Raw genomic sequence first — 22,263 nt, forward strand, 5'->3', positions numbered from 1 at the left:
ACATGTCAAATGTCTATTTCTAAACAACGCCTTCTGTATTTGCTTGTCTTGCTCTGTTGGGCAGCTGGTCAAGCGTGGTCTGCTCCCAACAAATCGCGCCGAAAGGTTTCATTAAAGGAACAAAACGGTACCTATACGCTCAAAGGAAACGAAGTCAAAGTTTCTAATAATGAGCCTTGGGCTTTGATTGCTCCCACTGCGGGCGGTACGATTGTACCCGAAACTTTCGGAGTCATTTCGGTCAAAAAAATGACGAATCCACCAGTTTTGGATGTTTATGTGTGGTCGGGTGCTATTAGCACCGATTGGCATACGGCAGGCAACTGGCTGGTGAATAGTGCCGTGGCTACGGGTACACCAAATTTTGGTTTTTTGATAGGTAACCATGTTCAAATTCCAGTGGTTGGAAATGGACGATATCCAGTAGTGACAGCCAACGCGGGCGCACGTTCTCTTACGATTGCCGCGGGCGCGAGTGTCACTGTGGCCAGTGGAGGAAAACTACGGGTTACGGGGAGTGACGTCGATGGTGTCACCAACGGAGGAACATTTACCAACAACGGCACAACCGAGCTGGATTCTGCTTTTCGTGACGGATTTATTAACCAAGCGGGAGCGTCGTTAGTAAACACTGCTACTTTTTCGGTCGCCAAGGGTACAGGAAGTCGTCTTAAAAATTCGAGTACGATTACTAACTCAGGTACTTTCAATGTCTATGGAGGGTTGTCGTTAGGCTTCTATAATTATTCGGGGGCTAAGTTGTTGAACACAACCTCAGCGGCCGTTTTTAACGTCGAAAGTGCCAAAAACGGCGGGGTTTCTAATGAAGGAAAAATTGACAATGCAGGTACGTTGATTGTGAAGTCTGGAGATACGGGCCCGCAGTTTATCAATGCCGATTCAGTGATAAATAGGGTAGGGGCAACGTTTGAAGTAAAAGAGCATCAAGATGGGATTTTGTTTGACAATAAAAAATACCTGCTCAATGAAGGCACATTTAGGGTGAAGAGTGGAGGAAATAAGGGAGGGGTTTATAACCGAAATGGTGCGAAGTTGCTAAATACGGCTACAGGGAGCTTTTGGATTACTAGTACCACAACAACCAATCTAAGAAATGAGGGAGTCATTGAAAATAACAATTTGTTTGAGACAAGTTATAACGCCGATAGCGCTGTCGTAAACAATGCCACAGGGAGTATCACTAATAATGGAATATGGACAGTGCAGGCGAGTCAATTTGCGATAGTCAACCGAGGAACTATTTCGCTGGGTGGTTCAGCAACCTTTGATATTTCAGCAACTGGTGGCTCGGCCATAAAGAACCTAAACACCTTTATGACCTCCACAGGTTGTACCTTAAAAATTTCCTCGGCTTCTTCTTCCATTCTGAATGAACCCAATGCACTTTTTGTAAATAATTGTAGTACCTCGTTTAAATACTTAGGAGGACCGCTCATGCTTAATAAGGGGCGCTTTACTCATTTAAATGGTTCTATTTCAGCGGAAGCGTTTACCTCATTTATCAAAAACGAGAAGTACATGAGTATCAATGTCCCAGTAACTTTTGGAAGTTCTGGGACTACTGCCAGTGGAGCTTTCGATAATAGCGATACGCTTATCGTGGGTTCAGCTCTTGCTAGGGCATGGTTTAATACCAATTTTTTTATAAAAAATTCTGGTTACATGACAATTGATGGGGAGCATAAAATTCACAGTATAAACAATGTAATTGAAAATTCTGGTAAATTAATTTTGCCTAGTACATTCAGCATTAATGCTGTCTATATTGGGTCACCAATCATTAATTCAGGTACGATTCAGAATGATGCGTCTTTGGTTTTTTCTAATTTTGGTAGCCCATTGTTAAACAATACAGGAACGTTTAATAACAACGGCCGAGTGGAAGGTGGGCGTCATCAAATTGGCATTAACAATAATGGTGGTACTATCGTCAATGCTGGCGTTATAGAAATCGATACTGTGGGATCAAAGGGAATAGACCAATTTGGAACAAGCCCAACGTTTACCAACACCGCTACGGGAAAAATTCTCCTTGATATGATAACTACCGATGGGATAGGTATCTCAACTGGAACTTTTACCAATAATGGAGAAATTCTCATTGCCCAAACCGATAGCTTAGCCTTCAATGGGATTAACAACGCGGCTACTTTTATCAACAATAAATTGATTCGGATTGGCAAGGCTGGACAAAAAGGAATTTTAAATACAGGAACGTTTACCAATGCGCCCAATTCGCAAATCTTTATTACGATGGCGCTGAGGGCCGCAAGTAGTACGGCGAAAGGGATTGATAACCAAGGAACGTTCACCAATCAAACCTGTGCTACGATAGAATCAAGACCCGCTATTGTTAACACTTCTGGTACGTTTAACAATGAGGGGGCTATTACCAAACAAGAAGATGGTTTTACGGCGGCGAGTGCTATTTCTAATAACACGGGAACAATTACCAACCAAGACTCCGATGCGTTTAATGTCGCGGGCACCAATACAACGTTTGTGTTTGCGATGACGAGTAGCAATGCAGCAATGTGCGTAGGCGAAACCCGTACCCTCACTACTTCGGCAAGTGGTGCAGTAACATTCTCTGCAACTGGCCCAGCTACGGTCTCTGGAAATTTATTAACGGTTACGGGAGCGGGAGCTATTACGGTTACCGCAATTTATGCGCTTAATCCTAGCTGTTCGTTTACAGTTAATCAAACCATTACGGGCAAAGCCTTGCCAAACGCAGGAACGATTTCTCCATTGTCAGTTTGTGCTGGTAATACCATGACGCTTACTTCCAATGGTTTAGGTGGTGGTAGTTGGAGCGGAAATAATAACGCAGTAGCAACAGTTAACTCTACTACGGGTCAACTAACAGCCGTAAGTGCGGGTTTTGTTCAAGTTACTTATTTGGTGAGCAATAACGGTTGTTCAACTTCTACGACAGCTTCAGTTCAAGTAAAAGCATTGCCTACGCTGACAGTAACAGGAGGGCTGGTACCTAGTAGCCGCTGTCCTGTGTTGGAGCCTGTCTCTATGTACTCAACGGTAAGCTGTGGGACTGATAAAACAGCGATGTGGTACGATGCTCCAACGGGTGGCAGTACGGTGTTGGTGCCAAATCAGACACCTTTGGTGACAAAAGATTACTACGTAGCGTGCAAAGACGTCTTGACGGGTTGTGAAAGTGCTGAACGCGCAAAAATTACTTTTACAGCTTTACCAGTGGGAAGTATACCAACAAACGTTAGTTTAACGGCCGACGGACAAATGGTTACGGTTGGACAATCGGCTAGTTTTTGTGATTTGGTAGGCGCAGATATTACGTTTTCTAGCGCTTGCCCAAGCGGCCAACAGCTATTGATTTCTGTCGATGGTGCTGAATATTCGGCAACAATTCCAACCCAAATGGTGGATGGGAACAATCACAATTATCGGGTACGTTGCCAAGCAGGGACAGGTATTGAAGCGTGTTTAGGGCCAGAATCTGGTGCTATGTCACTGCGAATTTACCCAGCTCTTCCAAAGCCAACTGCAACAATTTTGCCTTTAAGTATTTGTAGTTCAAGCGCATCTGTGCCATTTTTATCGAATGCTAGTTGTGGAAATACGGTGACAATTTGGTATAATGCAGCAACGAACCAACCTGTAACCTTACCAAGTCAAACGCCAACAACGACCTCTTCGTACTACGTTAAATGCCAAAGTGCGGGTGGGTGTATGAGCGAAGCCAGTGATGTGGTTACTTTCACTGTTTATCAAGCAGGCGTAGCTCCAATAGTGTCGGTTATTGGCGATGATAACTTGTGTGCAGGCCAAACGGCTCGTTTGACAACCAATTGCCCTGCTGGCTCAACAGTGGTTTGGAATACAAACGTAAACGGAGCGACTTTAGAAGTAAGTTCTGCTTCTATGTCAACGGCGTCATACAGTGCCAAATGTGTTTTGACGGGCGGTTGTGAGACACCAATGAGTGCTTCTAAAGTAATAAACTGGCGGGCATTTAGCCTAACGGTCTATAATGTAGGTGGTTCACAATCGGGTGTGAAGTCGGGAGCTGTGGTTACGAAATCGGATTGGAGTGCCAATTTTATCACACCAGATGCGGGGCCAAGCCTTGAAAAAAGCACCCAAAACAACCCAACGGTTTACTTTGTAGAAAATGTAAACAAAATTGCTCCTCGGTACTGGACGATTGAAGTAGAAACCTGTAATTTAGGCACTGATGGTTCAATAACCTATAATATGTCGGCGGCTCCCGAAACGGGCGTGGTGCGTTCATACAATACCCACGAAAACAACGCTCCCTATTTTATGTATGCAAACCGTGATGGTTTCCGTGAACTTTATGCACAAAACCACCCTGCTTATGGGTTCTATCTTGACAATGGTAGCGGCGGGAATATCTATGATGTAGGCTTGCCCAAAGGTTCTTATAAACTTGGTATTCGCTACTGGGATATGAAAGGATGGGGAAGTATTTACCCTTCTACTCGTCAGGCGCAAGGAAATGTGCTTGCCTATCAAGAATTCTGGTTTAGAATCCAATCGAAAGATGGAATTGGCGTAGGAGCTGCAAGAGAAGCGGCTGAAAGCTTGGCGACAGTAGAACAAAATGAACTCGCCGAAATCGCGCCCAACCCTGTTTCTCAGACCCTTTACTTGAAGGTAAAAAATGTAAAAGGTGTTTCGGTAAACCTAGATTTAATGGATATTTCTGGTCGAAAAGTGCTTGGACGCTCGTTTGTTCCTGAATCTAACCAACACCAAGAGGAGTTTGATGTGAGTCAAATGGTCAACGGAATGTATTTCCTACGGATCAATGCGGGCTCTAAGCAAACAACCTTGAAAGTGCTAAAAATGAGTAAGTAACATTGGTCGCTCTGCTATAATAAAACCCCGTTTAACCTTAAAGTTAAACGGGGTTTTTGCATTATTGGATGTTATTTGCGACCGATTATCAACGAGAATTTGTCGTGTCCACGGGGACTTGAGGGTCGTGGTCACTTTCATCAAATGTTGGTAACATATCCAACGTATCATTGACTGTGCTAGTCGAGTCAGCTAAGTTTTCAATCGGTGAAGATGGCGCACAATCACGGTAACTTTTCAGGATGGCAATGGTTGGTTTAGGGAATGGTCCACGAACGTAGCCGATATTAGGGTCATCATAGACTTTTTCCAAGAACCGTCCCACCAATGGAAGGGCTGTTTTGGCTCCTTCGCCCAGGTTCGTACTGCGGAAGTGGATGCTTCGGTCGTCGCCGCCTACCCATGCACCTACCACAAGGTCTTTGGTGACACCCATAAACCAGCCATCAGAGTTGTTGGAAGTAGTACCTGTTTTACCACCGATTTCAAACCCTTTTTTGAATAAACTACCGAAAGTCCACATATTTTGCGAAGTTCCACCTGGTTCTTCAATACCGCCTTTGAGCATGTGAACCATCAAAAATGCTGATTCTTCGCTGATAACCTGCTTACTTTTTGGGGCAAAACTTGCAATTTCACTGCCATTAGAATCTAAAATACGAGCCACCACGATAGGGTCTGTGTGTTTGCCGTGATTAGGGAAAACGCTGTAGGCAGTTACCATGTCGAAAAGTGAGACGTCAAAAGGACCAAGTCCGATAGAAGCTACGGGCTTTAGTGCGGTGGTTATTCCTAGTTTTTGAGCGTATTTAACAACGGCCTGCGCCCCAATCCGATTGGTCAAATGCGCCGTAACGGAGTTAATGGAGCGAGCCAATGCCCTACGAAGCGTCAGTTCTTGGTACGTAAAACCACCCGTAGAGTTTTTGGGCCGCCAGATGCGGGTTGTGTCTTTGCCTTTGACTTTCTCCCGAACTTCAATCTCAAAAGGTTCGTCTTTCATTTTATCACAAGGAGAAAGATTAAAAGCCGAACTGTCGATGGCAGCGCAGTAAACAAACGGTTTAAAGGTGGATCCTGGTTGGCGTTTTCCTTGCTGAACCGCATCGTACTTGAAAAACTTGTAATTTAAACCTCCCACCCAAGCCTTTACTTGACCCGTGTAAGGATCCATGGCCATCATGCCCGCCCGTAAAATGCGTTTGTAATAATTAAGCGAATCTATCGAGCTCATCACGACCTTTTTATCCCGTCCCGTTTTCCAATCATAAATGGTCATGGTATCTTTTTTATTCATATAATACCAAATGGAATCCTGACGGATGGTCGAGTCTAATTTGGAAAAACGTTTGGAAAGCGCTTTGTAGCGGTCGGTACGTTTGGCTACATCCGTAAGAAAGTTAGGAATTTCTACCCCTTTTTCGTCGCGCCAAGGATTTTGATTTAACCAGTGATTTTCAAACGTTTGTTGGAGTGTTTTCATCCGTTCAAACGTAGCCTCTACGGCGTATTTCTGCATCCGTGAGTCAATCGTCGTGTAGATTTTTAGGCCATCTTTATAAGGGTCGTAATCGTTTTCTTCCCCCCATTTTTCCATAAAATCTTCCACACTTCCGTTGAAATACTGATAAATTGCGTATTCGTTATTTTCGTCGTTAAAGCGTTCGGGAGTAAGTTTGAGGTCAATCGGCGATTTAGATAGCGAATCGACGGTCGTCTGTTTTAAATACCCGTATTTCACCATCTGATTCATCACTGTATTCCGACGAATAAGCGAACGGTCATAGTTTTTAACGGGGTTGTAAAGGGTTGTTCCTTTTTGAAGCCCTACCAACACAGCGGCTTCTTGAATAGTCAGGTTGTAGGGTCCTTTATCGAAATAAAAACGAGCGGCTGTTTTGATTCCGTACGTATTGTTTCCGTAGTCAACGGTGTTAAAATACATCGTCAAAATTTCCTCTTTGGAGAAATTTCGTTCGAGCCGAATGGCCGTCAACCACTCTTTGGTTTTGTACAATACCGTTCTAATCAAAGGAATATTGCCAAGCAACCCCCGTGCCGACTTACGGCGTGTGCGAAAAAGCTTTTTGGCCAACTGTTGGGTAATGGTACTACCCCCTCCACGTTCGCCACCTTTTAAAATTCCGACGGCAACTCCAAAAAGTGCGCGGGAGTCAATACCCGAGTGCTCATAAAAACGAGCATCTTCTGTCGCAATGAGGGCTTTAACAAGGTAAGGCGACAAACTATCGAAATCAACGGGAGTACGATTTTCGGTATATAATTTTCCGATAAGTTTGCCATCTGCCGAATAAATCTCCGAAGCCTGCGCTACTTTTGGGTTTTGTAGTTCTTCGACGCTCGGCATACTTCCGCAGAGCCATAAGAAGTTTGTTTCGACACAAAAAATGTAAAAAACAAAAGCACCAAATCCGTAAAGAAATGTTTTCCAGGCGGTTACGACGGGTTTGTAGTAGGGTGAATTTACATCAACGCGTGCGTAGTAGTAATCCCAGAGTCGTTTTGTAAGCTGTTGGTATTGGTTGGTCCATTCGTTGAGACGATCGGGTCCCACGATTTTGGCGAGCATCTGGTACAGTAAAGCTCCGAGCCATTTCCCGAATTTTCGAAAAGGCGTGGTGATTTTCTGCCAAAGTGCTCCTATTTTCTCCAAAAAATCCTGCATATCTGATATTCTGAATGAGTTTTGGGGTCAAAGATAGGGTTATTGGGATAAATCAAAAAATGATGTTTGACCCAATTATTTATCGACCTTTGGGAATGACGTCAACGGCTACCGATAATGTATGCCGTCCCGAACTAAAAATAATACCTTTTAGGGGAGCAATGTCGCTGTAATCGCGCCCATAGGCTGTCACAATGTGGCGTTCTTGCGGAATCATGTCGTTGGTAGGGTCAAATTCGCACCAACCAAAAGGCGGAATATAGACCGATACCCAAGCATGGGAAGCGTCCGAGCCTTGGAGTTTCTTTTTGCCAGGAGGCGGTAGGGTTTCCAGATAACCGCTTACATAACGCGCTGGAAAACCCATGCTTCGTAAACTGGCAATGGCCAAATGTGAAAAATCCTGACAAACACCTCGTTTTTCTTTGAGCACCGTTTGCAGGGGCGTTTGAACGGTCGTAAAATTAGAATCAAACTTAAATTCGGTAAAAATGGCGTGACAAAGGTCTTTGACGCAGGTGTAAAGCAATTTGTCGGGCAAAAAAAAGCGTTGGGCAAAGGCGGTAATTTCGTCGTCCCAAGCAATGAAATGACTAGGAAGTAGGTATTGGAGCAAGTCCACCTTCAAGGCGCGCGTACCCCAGATATGTTCTTTGGCTGCTTGGCAGGTCATCGAAAGGGGCTCGTTGACGGGTTCTTTGGCAAAACTTTCAACATCGCTTTCGGCAACCACAATCAATTCTTTGTGAGCAACGTCAATTGAAAAATAATGGAGCGTATTGCCAAAATAGTCGGTTCGGGTGACTATTTCGGCTGGAGCAGGCGAAATCCGTAATTCAAAGTGGCGACAAATCTGCGCCTCAAGTTGGCGTGGTTGCAGGCATACCAAACTATGATAGGTAGAGACAGACCCAAAATAGTTGTACTTGGTTCGGTGGGTAAGTTTATACCTCATTAGTAGCGTCGTTTACAGATTTTTCTACCAAGACAGACTGAATAAAGGTATGGGTAAAATAGGTGTCGGTGAGACTCACCGTGACAGAGGAAATGAGGTTGGCCACGCGCGACAAAAGCTGGTCGAAATCTTTTCGGAAAGGCTTGTTAGGAGACCCCAAAACAAGCCGCGAAACATCTGCTAATTTCATTTGGGTTGCTGCTTCTAGTACGGCTTTCTCCGCTTTGTTTAAACGGATAGTTGGCGAAACGTTGGGTAGTTGGGCCAGACATTTTGCCAACAAATCAAGCTGGTAGGCAATCGAATACGGGATTTTGTCGTCCATCAATACCATATCGAGCATGGTTTCGAGGTTAAAACTACTTTTGTACAGCTGACGGTAATGTACCAATAAGTAATGATTGGTCAATACGGCTTCAATCAGTTCGTTTTCGGTATTAACGTCATTTTTGAAACTAAAACATGAACGTAATACACTTATTTTGGCCAGAAGCCGCTCTACCAACTTGCCTGCTTCAAAGAGGTGATAGGCATGGTCGCGAGGCATTGATTCAGAGAGGGTTCCGTAAAAGGTAAATACCCTGCCGTGGAGCTTATCCAACAAATTTTGGACGGAATTGTGGTTGTGAATGTCCAAGCTCTTGGTTTTCTTCAAGCTGTTTTCTAACAACGTTATGACCCTACGGGTATCATGATTCCAGCGGTCACTTACGGCCAATGCACTATTTAAAAATGACTGGACGTTGGAGGCGACAGTTCCTGATTTTTGACTGTTTTTTACCAACTCACCCAGTTCTTTGTAAGGGTTTTCGCGAATCTGCTCATTTTTTTCGTCCGTAAACCCTGGATAGGAGAGGGTAAGGTGCGTGGTCGATTTGAGCAAAATGTCGATGTATTCCAACTTAAACGACCCGCGAAAGTCCACGTTCTCGTTGATAGCACTGATTACAATCCGAAGAAACTTCGTGAGCGACATGGTTCGCTCGGCATAACGCCCTGCCCAAAATAAATTTTCGGCACTTCGGCTGGGCAAAGTACTGTGTGGCGTAGCCGTATTTTTGACCGTGTTGGTCATCCGACTTGGCGTCTCGGCCACTGTATCCGAAACAATCCACGTATCTTTTGAAATTCCGCCGTACTGATTAGAAATAACGTAGCGGTCTTTTTCGGCCGAACTCCGCGTCAGGCCACCTTGCAACATGCAATAATCGGAGCCGTTGGATACCATATAAGCCCGCAAAGAGGCCAAACGGGGTTCTATTTTTCCATTGACCAACGACGGCGTCGTGGACAAGCTTACCTCCTCCTGCGCCACGTATTCGTGGGGCGTTTTCAGGATTTCGAGTCGAAGCTGTGCTAAGGCTTCTTTGGACAATGTTTTGCCATAAACCGACCGAAATTTTTGTTTTCGATTGGCTTTTTTGATGATAAGTCGGTGCAAATTGTCTAACACATACCCTAATTCCTTCTGTTGTCCACACCACCAAGTGGCAATAGAGGGCATGAGAAGGTCTTGTTGCAAGAAAAACTTAGAACAAGATTGCATAAAGGACAACAAAGCGCTGTTTTCAAGCGCACTGACCCCAGGAGGGTTGATAACAGCTACTTTCCCCGAACGAATCGAATGCAGCAACCCAGGTACACCAAGTCGAGAATCTTCGCGGAGTTCGAGGGGGTCAGACCAATCATCGTCAACCCGCCGAATGATAACATCCACTTTCTCCAGCCCTTCCAAAGATTTTAACCATACATAGCCATCCCGCACCACCAAGTCATCGCCTTGGGCTAAAGTATAGCCAAGGTAAGAGGCCAAATAGGCATGTTCAAAGTACGTTTCATTGTTTGGCCCAGGGGTAAGATACACCACATTGGGGTTCTCTTTGGTGTGAGGAGCGAGGCTGAGAATTGTTTGGTGAATGGTATTAAAAAAAGGAAACAAGCGCCCAACGTACATCCCTTCCGTGAGTTCGGGAAGGAGTTTGCTCATAATTCGGCGGTTTTCGAGGGCATATCCAGCTCCAGAAGGCGCTTGGGTACGGTTGTCAACCAGCCACATTCGACGGTCGGGTCCCCGTGCGACGTCAGCTGCGTAAAGTAACAGCTGGTTTTCGGAAGGAAGTTTTACGTCAAAACAAGGGCGGAAAAATCCTGTGTTGTCAAAAATAAGCTCGGGCGGAAGTATGCCTTCATGGACAAGGCGTTGCGGGCCATAAATGTCCCGCAGCACCAAGTCCAAGACCTGCGCCCGTTGTTTTAAACCGAGCGTAATTTGTTCCCATTCTTTTTGTTCAATTAAAAAGGGGATGGGATCTAGTTGCCAAGGGTGATTGAGCCCATCGGCACTTTCATAGACATTGTACGTAACGCCATTTTCTCGTAACCTGTTGATTATTTCTTGGTTACGATAGTCAAGTTCTTTTAACCCTATTTTTTCTAAAGATGCAAAAAGTTTGTTCCAATGGGGCTTCACCAGCCCATCGGCCCCAATGACTTCATCATACGTACTTATTTCGCGTCGATACGATTGGAGGAGGCTAGTTTGGGTATCAGTCAGCATCAAATAGGGTATTTAGAAAAACGTTTTTACTAACGCGCTCGCCAAAAACGGCGTAAGTCGAGCGTCGTTGGGTATTCAGGGTTGATAAGTTCAATAGGAGTGTCAATTTTGAGGTCTTTTTTGTTTTCGGCCATAAAACGCGAAACCGAACTGCCTTGGTTTGTAATTACTTCGATGGCGTCTTGCTTGGCCGAAGGCGTATGCCCGAAATCCCAGAAACGACTAATTCGCCGCGATTCGGCCTCATAACTATTGACAGGGTAGGTGTCGAAGCTGCGGCCGCCTGGGTGAGTGACAAAATACGTACAACCTCCCAGCACGCGGTTATTCCAAGTATCCACAATGTCGAATACCAAGGGCGCATCCACACCAACTGTAGGGTGCAACGCCGACGGTGGGTTCCAGGCTTTGTAGCGAATACCCGAGACGTATTCTCCTTTCACACCTGTGCTGCGCAACGGCACACGGCAGCCATTACAAATCAGGATGTGACGTTCTTCCACAAAACCACTTACTTTGACTTGAAGGCGTTCGAGCGAGGAATCGACAAAACGAGCCGTGCCAGCGCTGGAAAGTTCTTCACCCAAGACGTGCCAAGGCTCAATGCCAAGTCGCAAATCTAGCTGAATGTTACCCACGGCGATGTTGCCATAATGCGGGAATCGGAACTCAAAGAAGGCATCAAACCACGAAATGTCGAAGTGATAGCCTGCGTCTTTTAAGTCATTGACGACATCCACCATGTCGAGGTATGCAAAGTGAGGCAGCAAGAAGCGGTCGTGTAGCTCCGTACCCCAGCGAATGAGTTTTTTCTTGTAAGGTTGTTTCCAAAATTTGGCAATCAACGCCCGCACCAAGAGGTTTTGCACCAAGTTCATGTGCTTGTGTGGAGGCATATCAAATGCCCTAAATTCGAGAATCCCCAAGCGTCCCGTAGAAGAGTCGGGCGAGTACAGTTTATCAATGCAAAATTCGGTACGGTGGGTATTGCCTGTGATGTCCACCAACAGGTTTCTAAATATCCTGTCCACCATCCAAAACGGAACGTCTTCGTTTTCAGGGATTTGGTCGAAGGCAATTTCAACTTCGTACAATCGCTCATCGCGGCCTTCGTCGAAACGTGGCGCTTGGCTGGTAGGGCCAATAAATGGCCCTGCAAACAAATAACTCAACGCGGGGTGATGCTGCCAGTAGGTAAGCAAACTACGCAGCAAATCTGGCCGACGAAGCACAGGGCTATCGGCAGGTTTGGCGCCACCAATGGTCACGTGGTTGCCGCCGCCCGTGCCTGTATGACGGCCGTCCACCATAAACTTGTCGGTGCCAAGGCGCGCTAGAAAGGCTTCTTCGTAGAGGGCCGTTGTGTTGTCAACAAGTTCTTGCCAAGTTTTAGCGGGGTGAATATTCACTTCAATTACCCCAGGGTCAGGCGTAACCATCAATTTTTGGATACGGTAGTCCGAAGGCGGTGTATAGCCTTCAATTCGCACAGGCATTTGTAATTTCTCGGCCGTTACCTCAACCGTAGCTACCAAATCGAGGTAGTGCTCCAAATAATCGGTTGGGGGTAAAAAAACGTAAATAATTCCATCTCTTTCTTCCACCGACAAGGCAGTGGTGAAAGTATTCAATTCAAAAAGAATGGATTTGTCTTCTTCCTCTTTCGACTCGTTTTTGGAGGAGGTAGGTAGTTGATAATCAGGTGCAATGGTTCCGAATCTTTTTTCGGCAGTGGCATGGTGGGTTCCTAGGTCATCCAATTCTTCAAAAGGGCTCCGTTCTACGATGGGCTCTTTTTTGTCTTTGGCAACCTTAGGCAAAGATTCTAAAGGCAAACGCAAACCAGCGGGAGAATTTCCAGGGATTAAAAAGACATGCTTCCTTCTAAATTCCCACAAACAGCTTGTCCAAGCGTTGGTTTCATACTGCCATTTGAGGGGCAATACGTAGCCAGTTGGGTTGTTTAAGCCTTTTTCAAAAATTTTAGCCATTGTTTGCCGCTGAATCGAATCTTTGAGATTCACCTCAAGCGGGTCAAGATTGACGGGCAGTTTGCCTTCCTCTAACGCCCAATAAATTGGGTCTTCGTAAGTTGGCTTTAGATTTTGAGGATTGATTCCCAGGTATTTTGTTAGCTCTTGGGCAAAAATATGGGCATCTTCAAACGTATAATTTGTTTCATTTTCTTTGGCTACCAGCGCATCATTTTTCCAGATTGGCAAGCCGTCTTTCCGCCAGTAAAGTGCATATTGCCAGCGCGGAAATAATTCGCCTGGGTACCACTTCCCTTGTCCGAAATGTAACAAACCACCGTGGGCAAAGCGATTTTTTAAGCGCAAGGCTAAGTCGTACGCCAATTTGCGCTTGAGTGGGCCATCAGCAGCGGAATTCCATTCGGGCGACTCATAATCGTCAATTGAAACGAAGGTAGGTTCGCCACCCATTGTGAGCCGTACATCGCCATCTTGTAAGTCTTTTTCGACAACATTTCCAACTTGCATAATGGCTTCCCATTGCGCCTCGCTGTAGGGTTTAGTAACCCGTGGGTCTTCGTGAATCCGAAACACTTGGTTGTCAAATTCAAACGAAACCTCGCAAACGTCAGTGGCCCCTGTTACTGGAGCGGCGCTTGCAAAGTCTGGCGTACAGCAAAGCGGAATGTGTCCTTCACTGGCAAACAGCCCTGAAGTAGGGTCTAACCCAATCCAGCCTGCCCCAGGAATATAGGCTTCTACCCAAGCGTGCAAATCGGTAAAATCTTTTTCAGGTCCCGAAGGCCCATCCAGCGATTTGACATCGGAGGTCAGCTGCACCAAATAACCAGATACAAACCGCGCTGCAATGCCCAAATGACGAAGCACTTGCACGAACAACCAAGCCGAATCGCGGCAAGAACCGCTGCGTTTGGTAAGGGTTTCTTCGCAAGTTTGTACCCCAGGCTCCATGCGTACATTGTAAAACAAGTCGCTAAAAATCCGTTGATTGAGGTGTACCAAATAGTCAACGGTGTTTATATCGGTCGTGATTTTGTTTTGCTCAATCCAATCGACCAGCAATGCCCCTGACTCGCGCGCTTCTAAATAGGGGAGTAGTTCTTTGCTTAAAAGGTCGTCGTACTTAAATGGGAATTTTGTGGCATACTCTTCCACAAAAAAATCGAATGGGTTGATGACCTGCATTCGGGCGATGACCTCTACTTCAACGCTTAACTCAGTGGTTTTTTCGGGAAAAACAACCCGCGCTTGGTAGTTGCCAAAAGGGTCTTGTTGCCAATTGATAAAGTGATTCTTTGGCGAAATTTTGAAAGAATACCCTTCGATGGGCGTCCGTGAGTGGGGCGCTGGCCGTAACCGAAATACGTGAGGAGAAAGGCTTACGCTACGGTCGAAGATGTACTTGGTTTTGTGGGAAATAGCAACTTTTATTGACATAGCCAGCAACGAAAAGTTAAGAAGTTAACAGTGGGTTGACAAGAAACCGTCGAAAGACGTTCTATGTAAAAAAAGCAAAAAATGTTGGATAAAATAAGCCCAGACCTGAAAAATTATACTTTTCCTTTGAGGAGTAATAAGCGATTGGAGGCCAATCATTCAAAGGCCCAGCGTTTTTAGAAATCCTTCGCGGTAACTACTACCAATGGGTACCTCATAGGACTGGATAAAAACGCGATTTCCTTCGATGTGGGTGATTCTAGCTTTATTCACCAAAAACGAACGATGTACCCGTAAAAAATGCGTTGACGGAAGTAATTCCTCAAAACTTGAAAAAGTCATACTTGGCAGCAGCGTATGTTGCGTGGTGACAACCTTCGTATAATTTCCCTGTGCTTCTGCAAACAGCAAGTCGTCGTGAATGATTTTGAAAATTTTGCCATCTGCCTTCAGAAATAAATAATCCTCCGTTTTCTCAGAGTAAATAGTACCTCCATTGGGACGATCCGCTGCGCGGGTTAGGGGGCTTTTCTCCAATGCTTTGTCCACTGCCACAATAAAGCGTTCTAAAGAAAAGGGTTTTAGCAAATAGTCACAAGCTGCCAAATCGAACGCATCGACGGCGTATTCTTTGTAGGCCGTCGTGAAAATGACTTGTGGTGGATGTTTGAGGGTTTTTAGAAAAGAAATACCGTTCAAAACGGGCATATTGATGTCCAAAAAAAGAAGGTCGATTTGTTGAGTTTGCAAAATCGTTTTAGCCTCCAGCGCATTGCCCACCGAAGCTACGATGTGAAGCATCGGTAAATGACTGCAATACGCTTTGATGATTTCCCGCGCAATGGGTTCATCGTCAACAATCAGGCAATGGAGTTGGGGCATAATTGAATTAGGAAGTAAGAATTAGGAAGTAAGAAATCGAAAATTACTCATATCTCCTAACTCATCGTTTATCTCTCACTTCATCTTCAGCTGCAACATGACCTGATAAAAACCCTCGGTCTCTTCAATCTTCAACTCATGTTCATTAGGATAAAGCAATTCTAGTCGTTTTCTAATACTTGCTAGACCAAAACCACTGTGTTTGTCAATCACATTTTCGCCTTCTTGCGGCAGACTAAATGAATTTTTGACTGAGAACAGAATTGAATCTGCCCAGGTTTTGAGGGTGATTTCTACAAAAATATGCTCTTCAGCGGTGTTTTTGGAATGTTTAAAGGCATTTTCGATGAATACAATCAGCAACATGGGGGCGATTTTGATGTCGGGTCGAGGAAGTGACTCGAACGCGCCGGTAAGCATTAGCCGTTCTCCAATGCGTATTTTCTCAAAATCAATGTAATTGTTGATGTAGGTCAGTTCGTCCTTCAACGGAACAAATACTTCTTTGGTATCATAGACCGAATACCGCAGTAAATCGGCCAGTTTTAATAAAAGCGGTGGGATTTTTTCGTGCTGCGTAATCGACAATCCGTACAAATTATTGAGCGTGTTGAACAAAAAATGGGGACTTAACTGGGACTGTAGCAGCTGCAATTCACTTTTACTGTGGGCGGCCGACGTTTGGGCTTCGCGCAATTGAAATTGAACATTGTGCCTCACTACTTTAATCAAACCACCCAAAAGCAACGGGATAAATACGAGGGGAATCCAAAATAAAAATTTGATGAGTCTATTTCCCTGAAACGGAAGAACAAATACCGCGATAATACACCCAATAATTAACAGAATCATTGCAATAACGTATTCATTATCAATGGGTTTTTGGTGAGAAATCCAGAGTTGAGAAAGATACCTCCCCGTAAATACACCTATTACAAATAAAAACGTAATGGCCGAGGCCGTGGCTTCATCTTCGTGGATTCCTACGTTTCTGACATAGACTTCAATCATCAAAAATAAAGGAACGCTGAACAGAAGCGATAGGTAAATATAGAGCTGTTTCCCGAAAAAAGAAGTGAGCCAGTGACTTTGTGGAGTATTCATGGGCGTACTGTTTACCTGTGTTGATTGAACTGGCAGCAAAGTTGACTATTTTGGGAAATGCAAGGCTATTTTCAGGACGAACACTTCCAAAACGCTGACGGAAACCTGTTGGAAGACCACCAACCGGTTCGACACCCAAAATCAGTATTCTGTCAGACTTTTGGCAAGATACAACAGGTTTTTTTTTAGCACGCAAAACTGCCAGTGCAAATTTGCTTCGTCAAAATTGACCAACGCTTAAAAAGACACCTACATGAAATCAGCAGCCATTTTGTTCTTGACCTTTTTGTCCTTTACGCTCTTCGCCCAAACGGCCTCCAGAAACATCCGTGGAACGGTAAAAGACACCCAAAATGAAACCATTCCTGGAGCTACAGTTAAACTTTTAAAAGCCTCGGATTCGACCATGATTTTGGGAGAAATTACCAATTCGGATGGCAAGTTTCAGTTCAATAAACTACCCAATGGTGCCTACTTATTGGCCATTACGGCCATGGGGCAAAAGCCTTTTATGAGTACGTTATTGACGCTGGATGATAGTCGAACTACCCTAGTATTGCCTATCATCGTGCTTTTACCTGCCAAAAACATTGAATTGAAAGAAGTGGTTGTCAAGGCCAAACGCCCGTTGATTGAACAAGATATTGATAAGACCGTCGTCAACGTCGAATCCATGATTAGCAGCGCTACAAGTAACACGTTGGAAGTACTGGAAAAAACACCTGGGGTGACGGTAGGAATGAATGGCGAGATTAGCCTCAACGGGAAAAGCGGCATTTGGGTGCTGATTGACGGTCGGGCTACGTACATGTCGGGGCAAGATTTGGCGGCGTACCTGAAATCACTGCCAGGGGGCTTGTTGGATAAAATTGAATTGATGGACAATCCGTCGTCAAAATATGATGCAGCGGGCAATGCCATCATTAATATCCGTTTGAAAAAGAACCGAGTAGGCGGCTTTATGGGAAGCGTTTCAATGGCTTCTAGCCAAGGAGTTTATGGCAGAAACAACGGCGCAATGAACCTGAACTACAATCATAAAAAGTTGAATGTGTTTGCCAACTTGGGAGCCAACCGTGAGAAAAACTACAACTTGGATGTATTTGATCGACGCTTCTACTCGGCGGAGGGGCAACAACTGTCTAATGTTGAATTGCTTAACAATGCGGTTACAAATACCAAAAGTTTGAATGCTATTTTGGGAGTGGATTATGCCGCAAGTTCAAAAAACACCTACGGATTTTTGTTGAACGTAAATGGTGGAAATCGCAGTTCAGTGACTGATTATCAAAGCAATAACTACAATGCCGCTCGCTTGCTTGATGCAGTAGGGGATGGGGTAACTGGAATTAACGACAAAAGAAAAAATGTGGGTGGTAATCTTAACTTTCAGCATAAATTCAACACCAAAGGCCGCGAATTGATGGCGGACTTGAACTACCTTACGTACCTTTCTAATGGCAACCAACGGGTTCGGGATTTTAGTTACTGGCCCGAAGGTACGTTGAACGATAGTGAAGAATTTCTGTACCTCGTACCCAGTAACATCAAAATCTATACTGCCAAAGTGGACTATATTCACCCCCTGAAGAATAAAGGCAGTTGGGAGGCTGGCGTCAAATCGAGTGTGATTGATAACGACAATCGTTCGGATTATTTTGACGTCATTGCCCTAACCCAACGCATCGACAACACGAAATCGAATCATTTTAAGTACCGCGAAAACATCCACGCAGCCTACATGAATACCCGAAAAGAGTGGAAACGGGTAGGAGTGCAGCTTGGGCTACGCGCCGAAACGACCCAAGCGTGGGGCAATCAACTAGGCAATGATGCGGTGAAAGGAAGTACGTTTACCAAAAATTATACAAAGCTGTTTCCTGCGGTTTTTATCAACTATAAATTGGATAGTTTGAACAAAAATTCGTTGAATTTGAGCTTTTCGCGTCGGATAAATCGCCCTGACTACCAGTCGTTTAATCCGTTTGTGTTTTTTAGAGATCAATATTCTTATACCGCTGGTAATCCGTTGCTGTTGCCTCAGTACCAAAACCGCTTTGAGTTGAAATTTCAACACAAACATTGGCTACAAATGGGGTTGAGTTACAATCATTTTACCAACCTTATTTTTCAAACGACAGAGGCGGTGGACACGATTTTTATTACTCGTCCCAACAACGTTGCCAAGGGTTCTATGCTGTTGCTGAACACCACGGTGTCTGCTTCGCCAGCCAAATGGTGGAATTTGATTTATACGTTGCGATTATCGAAACTGGGCCTTAATGGTATGAGTTATACCGAAAAATTGAATCTAACGGTTTACATCGCGCGGTTTGAGGTTTACAACCAATTTCGATTCGCCAAAGGATGGAGCGCCGATTTGTCGGGATACTATGCTAGTTCAGACCTAAATGGGCAAGCCTATACCGATGGAATGTACCGAGTATGGGTAGCAGTTCAAAAGAAAATTTGGAAAGATAAAGCCAGCATTCGCCTTACAATCGACGATGTATTTCACTCTTGGGTACGCCACAACCGCTCGGTAGGAATCAAGCAAGCTCAGTTTTTTCAGACCAATGAATCAGACACCCAGCGAATAGGAATTGCTTTTTCGTATCGCTTTGGAAAGGATACTTTTGCCCGCAAGCGACGACACAACGACAATGCCGCCGACGATGAAAAAGGAAGGGTACAATGAGTTGGGAAAACTATCGAAAATTTATTAATATTTTCGATAGTTTTCTTTTTTGTATGTATCATTGCGTATTATTTCAAAAAAATACTGTTAAAAGATAATTTGATGCGCACTTTTATTCTGTTTTTGTTTCTTTTAGGAACAAGCCTTTTTGAACTTGCATGGGCACAGCCGAAAGAAAAGCCTCGCATTATTGTTAGCACCGACATTGGTGGAACCGACCCTGACGACAATCAGTCGATGATACACTTGATGATGTATTCCGATTTGTTTCAAATTGAAGGACTGATTTCATCGCCGTTTGGAAAAGGAAGAAAGAAAGATTTGTTGGGTATGATTGACCTTTACGAAAAGGATTTTCCCCAATTGATTGCTCACAACAAAAACTTAGCAACGCCAGACCAACTGCGCCAAGTTTGCAAGCAAGGAACCATTCCAGAAGCGCCATACAAAGGCTATTCGAAGCCAACGGAAGGCTCGGAGTGGATGGTGAAATGCGCCAAAAAGAAAAGCAAACAACCGCTTTGGGTGCTGGTATGGGGTGGTTTAGAAGACCTTGCGCAAGCGCTGCACGACGCGCCCGAAATTGAGCAGAAAATAAAGGTGTATTGGATTGGTGGCCCTAATAAAAAATGGAGTGTAAATGCGTACTCTTACATCGTAGAACACCACCCGAATCTGTGGATGATTGAGGCCAACGCTACTTATCGTGGTTGGTTTATGGAAGACGAAAATGCGCCTAAAAATATGAGTGGAGGTGCTTATTATGAGAACTTTGTGAAAGGGCATGGGGCGATGGGGGCTGATTTTGTGAATCATTATAAAGGCCACGTTAAAATGGGAGACACGCCTTCTTTGGCCTACTTAATGGTTGGAAACCCACTAAACCCTGAGGGGGAAAGTTGGGGAGGTAGATTTGTTCCCATTCGCCGAAGTTCAAGAACTATTTTTGAACGAAATACCACCACCGCTGACTCCATTCCAGCCTACGGAATCTTAGAATGGCGCTTCAAAGGGCCTGTGTTGCCTATTTCCAAAGACTCAACTTGTTTTACGTTGGAGGTGCAGAATCAACAATGGCCTGGGTATTATTTAGGGAATGGTGTGTATGCAGTACGTTATTCGTCGAAAAAACCTGAAGTTGGAAATTACGTTCTCCACAGCACAATCAAGGAGTTAGATGGACAAAAGGGAGCGTATGTCAGCACCGTGCCTTGGCCTGGCAAACCCACTAAAGACGACTATCCACTTGGTAAAAATTGGTACAGTGATTTACCAAACCCTGCCTTGTTTTTGGGAGAACAACAAGGGGCACGAACCATTTCCCAATACCGTGAAGCGTATCTATCGGATTGGGCAAAACGCTGGGCATGGTTAAAGTAAGTGCACAAAAAAACGCTATGAAGTGAAGAAAAATAAAAGAAATAGTAAGTATTCGAAAGTGTGTCTTTTTCCTTAACCAAGTTCAAATCATGTCGTTCTACAGTCCTTTATTAACAAAACGCTTCTTTGCAGGGGTTTTAGTAGCCTTCTCTGTTGGATTAGTTACTCCAGTTTGGTCCCAAGTTGAGCCCAAACCCCGAATCATCATCACAGCCGACCCCGAGTTGGATGATAATAATTCATTAATTCGATTTATTTTATATAGCACTGATGTTCAAATCGAGGGCTTGGTATATGCGAGCAGTATGTTTCACTGGAAAGGCGATGGCAAAGGAACAAAATGGTACGTGCCAGGAAGAGAATACGAGCGCTTTGGCATGAATGTCTGTCCGTGCGAGTCGTGGAGATGGGCCAAAGACGAGCGATTTATTCATGATATTGTTGATGCTTACACCAAGTCGTACCCCAATCTTAAGGTGCATCACAAAGGCTATCCAGCCCCTGATTATTTAAAGTCAAAGATTCGTTACGGAAACATTGAATTTGACGGTGATTTTTCCAAAGACACTCCAGGGTCTGAATTGATAAAAGCAGCTATTTTAGATGACAAACCTGGGCAGCTTTACATTACCAATTGGGGGGGGGCTAGTACCATAGCAAGAACCTTGAAATCTATTCAAGACCAATACCAGTTTACCACGGAGTGGACAAATATCAAAGCCAAAATTGCTAGAAAAGTAGTATTGCTTCCTTCAGGCGATCAAGACGATACGTATGCCACTTATATAAAACCCAATTGGCCAGAGATAGAATACCGTCAGTTTAGCAATAGCCCCAACTATGGTTACGGAGCACAAATAAGAGCCAACGAAACCAATAAACCGTTGCTTACGCCTGTTTGGATGACCGAAAACGTAACTTCAAAAGGGGCATTAGGTAGCCTTTACAGAGTATGGGGCGATGGTAAACAGATGGTGAAGGGGGATATGGTAGATTATTTTGGACTCTCTGGATATACCAGTGAAGAATTGAAAAAAATGGGGTATTTTGTTTGGATGCCGCCCCAAGAAAAAGGCTCGTGGCTTGGTGAAGGCGATAATCATACGTTTATGAATATGTTAGGTAATGGCCTACGCGCGTATGAAAGAGGGAGTTATGGTGGTTGGGGTGGAAGGTCAAAAGCCGATACAGGTCCAATGTTTTCTTTTTCGGGGGAAGGTAGTGCCGACCAATTGGCAGAACAAATAGGTAATGCAGGCAAAACCAGTTCGACCGATGTGATTCCGTTTCCTGACTTTTTCGCCAAGGCACAAAATAGTTTCGCAGCTCGAATGAAATGGGCGGTGACTTCTAAGTTTTCGGATGCTAACCATGAGCCGAGCGTGAGTATCCAAGGGCCACTTAAAATTATGGTAAATACGGGTCAAAAAGTAAAAATAAATGGCATTGTTTCGGACCCAGATGGAAATAAAGTATCGGTAAAATGGATACAAATGCCCGCAGGGAGCTACCCAAATAAAGTTGAAATCAATAATGCTGAATCATTGCAAGCCGAGGTTATGATTCCAAAAGATGCCACGGCAGGTCAAACGATTCATGTTGTTTTAGAAGCAACTGATACTGGAACTCCTGCACTAACCAACTATCAACGAGTGATCATCGAAGTAAGAGGGAAGTAGTTTTTTT

General features: G+C 44.5%; 10 protein-coding genes. 4 read left to right on the forward strand and 6 right to left on the reverse strand.

The window, feature by feature from the left end; translation table 11 throughout:
• Positions 1-9: 9 nt before the first annotated feature.
• Positions 10-4,884: a T9SS type A sorting domain-containing protein gene (locus FHS57_RS08625; RefSeq protein ID WP_183972557.1), complete on the forward strand. Its 4,875-nt coding sequence runs from the start codon at positions 10-12 to the stop codon at positions 4,882-4,884.
• Between the two features lie 88 nt (positions 4,885-4,972).
• Here FHS57_RS08625 and FHS57_RS08630 read toward each other — a convergent pair whose 3' ends face one another.
• The 6 genes from FHS57_RS08630 to FHS57_RS08655 all read right to left on the reverse strand — a co-directional run bounded on the left by FHS57_RS08630 (position 4,973) and on the right by FHS57_RS08655 (position 16,499).
• Positions 4,973-7,570, reverse strand: a complete 2,598-nt coding sequence (locus FHS57_RS08630; RefSeq protein WP_183972559.1) for a transglycosylase domain-containing protein — start codon at positions 7,568-7,570, stop codon at positions 4,973-4,975.
• 79 nt (positions 7,571-7,649) lie between these two features.
• Entirely contained in the window at positions 7,650-8,525 is an 876-nt protein-coding gene (locus tag FHS57_RS08635; RefSeq protein ID WP_183972561.1) for a transglutaminase family protein, read from the reverse strand.
• Positions 8,515-11,082, reverse strand: coding sequence for a circularly permuted type 2 ATP-grasp protein (locus FHS57_RS08640; RefSeq protein ID WP_183972563.1), 2,568 nt, complete (start codon positions 11,080-11,082; stop codon positions 8,515-8,517). The genes FHS57_RS08635 and FHS57_RS08640 overlap by 11 nt, the downstream gene beginning before the upstream one ends.
• A 29-nt stretch (positions 11,083-11,111) precedes the next feature.
• Positions 11,112-14,513, reverse strand: a complete 3,402-nt coding sequence (locus tag FHS57_RS08645; protein WP_183972565.1) for a transglutaminase family protein — start codon at positions 14,511-14,513, stop codon at positions 11,112-11,114.
• A 159-nt stretch (positions 14,514-14,672) separates the two neighbouring features.
• Positions 14,673-15,395, reverse strand: coding sequence for a LytR/AlgR family response regulator transcription factor (locus FHS57_RS08650; protein ID WP_183972567.1), 723 nt, complete (start codon positions 15,393-15,395; stop codon positions 14,673-14,675).
• Between the two features lie 75 nt (positions 15,396-15,470).
• On the reverse strand, positions 15,471-16,499 hold the full coding sequence (locus FHS57_RS08655; RefSeq protein WP_183972569.1) for a sensor histidine kinase: 1,029 nt from the start codon (positions 16,497-16,499) through the stop codon (positions 15,471-15,473).
• Between the two features lie 253 nt (positions 16,500-16,752).
• Here FHS57_RS08655 and FHS57_RS08660 point away from each other — a divergent pair, with 253 nt between their 5' ends.
• The 3 genes from FHS57_RS08660 to FHS57_RS08670 all read left to right on the forward strand — a co-directional run bounded on the left by FHS57_RS08660 (position 16,753) and on the right by FHS57_RS08670 (position 22,256).
• The gene (locus FHS57_RS08660) at positions 16,753-19,197 is read left to right on the forward strand and encodes a TonB-dependent receptor (protein ID WP_183972571.1); all 2,445 of its coding nucleotides are present in this window, start codon (positions 16,753-16,755) and stop codon (positions 19,195-19,197) included.
• Between the two features lie 102 nt (positions 19,198-19,299).
• Positions 19,300-20,577, forward strand: a complete 1,278-nt coding sequence (locus FHS57_RS08665; RefSeq protein WP_183972573.1) for a nucleoside hydrolase-like domain-containing protein — start codon at positions 19,300-19,302, stop codon at positions 20,575-20,577.
• Positions 20,578-20,666: 89 nt separating this feature from the next.
• A complete protein-coding gene (locus tag FHS57_RS08670) occupies positions 20,667-22,256 on the forward strand; it encodes a DUF1593 domain-containing protein (RefSeq protein WP_183972575.1) in 1,590 nt (529 codons plus the stop codon).
• Positions 22,257-22,263: the final 7 nt, after the last annotated feature.

This window comes from Runella defluvii (genome assembly GCF_014195535.1).
GTDB classification, from domain to species: domain Bacteria; phylum Bacteroidota; class Bacteroidia; order Cytophagales; family Spirosomataceae; genus Runella; species Runella defluvii.

Bases quoted from the DNA above. Each gene is read 5' to 3' on its own strand.
- FHS57_RS08665 (WP_183972573.1), top strand. From the start codon at position 19,300: ATGCGCACTTTTATTCTGTTTTTGTTTCTTTTAGGAACAAGCCTTTTT.
- FHS57_RS08625 (WP_183972557.1), top strand. From the start codon at position 10: ATGTCTATTTCTAAACAACGCCTTCTGTATTTGCTTGTCTTGCTCTGT.
- FHS57_RS08660 (WP_183972571.1), top strand. From the start codon at position 16,753: ATGAAATCAGCAGCCATTTTGTTCTTGACCTTTTTGTCCTTTACGCTC.
- FHS57_RS08670 (WP_183972575.1), top strand. From the start codon at position 20,667: ATGTCGTTCTACAGTCCTTTATTAACAAAACGCTTCTTTGCAGGGGTT.
- FHS57_RS08635 (WP_183972561.1), bottom strand. From the start codon at position 8,525: ATGAGGTATAAACTTACCCACCGAACCAAGTACAACTATTTTGGGTCT.
- FHS57_RS08655 (WP_183972569.1), bottom strand. From the start codon at position 16,499: ATGAATACTCCACAAAGTCACTGGCTCACTTCTTTTTTCGGGAAACAG.
- FHS57_RS08630 (WP_183972559.1), bottom strand. From the start codon at position 7,570: ATGCAGGATTTTTTGGAGAAAATAGGAGCACTTTGGCAGAAAATCACC.
- FHS57_RS08645 (WP_183972565.1), bottom strand. From the start codon at position 14,513: ATGTCAATAAAAGTTGCTATTTCCCACAAAACCAAGTACATCTTCGAC.
- FHS57_RS08650 (WP_183972567.1), bottom strand. From the start codon at position 15,395: ATGCCCCAACTCCATTGCCTGATTGTTGACGATGAACCCATTGCGCGG.
- FHS57_RS08640 (WP_183972563.1), bottom strand. From the start codon at position 11,082: ATGCTGACTGATACCCAAACTAGCCTCCTCCAATCGTATCGACGCGAA.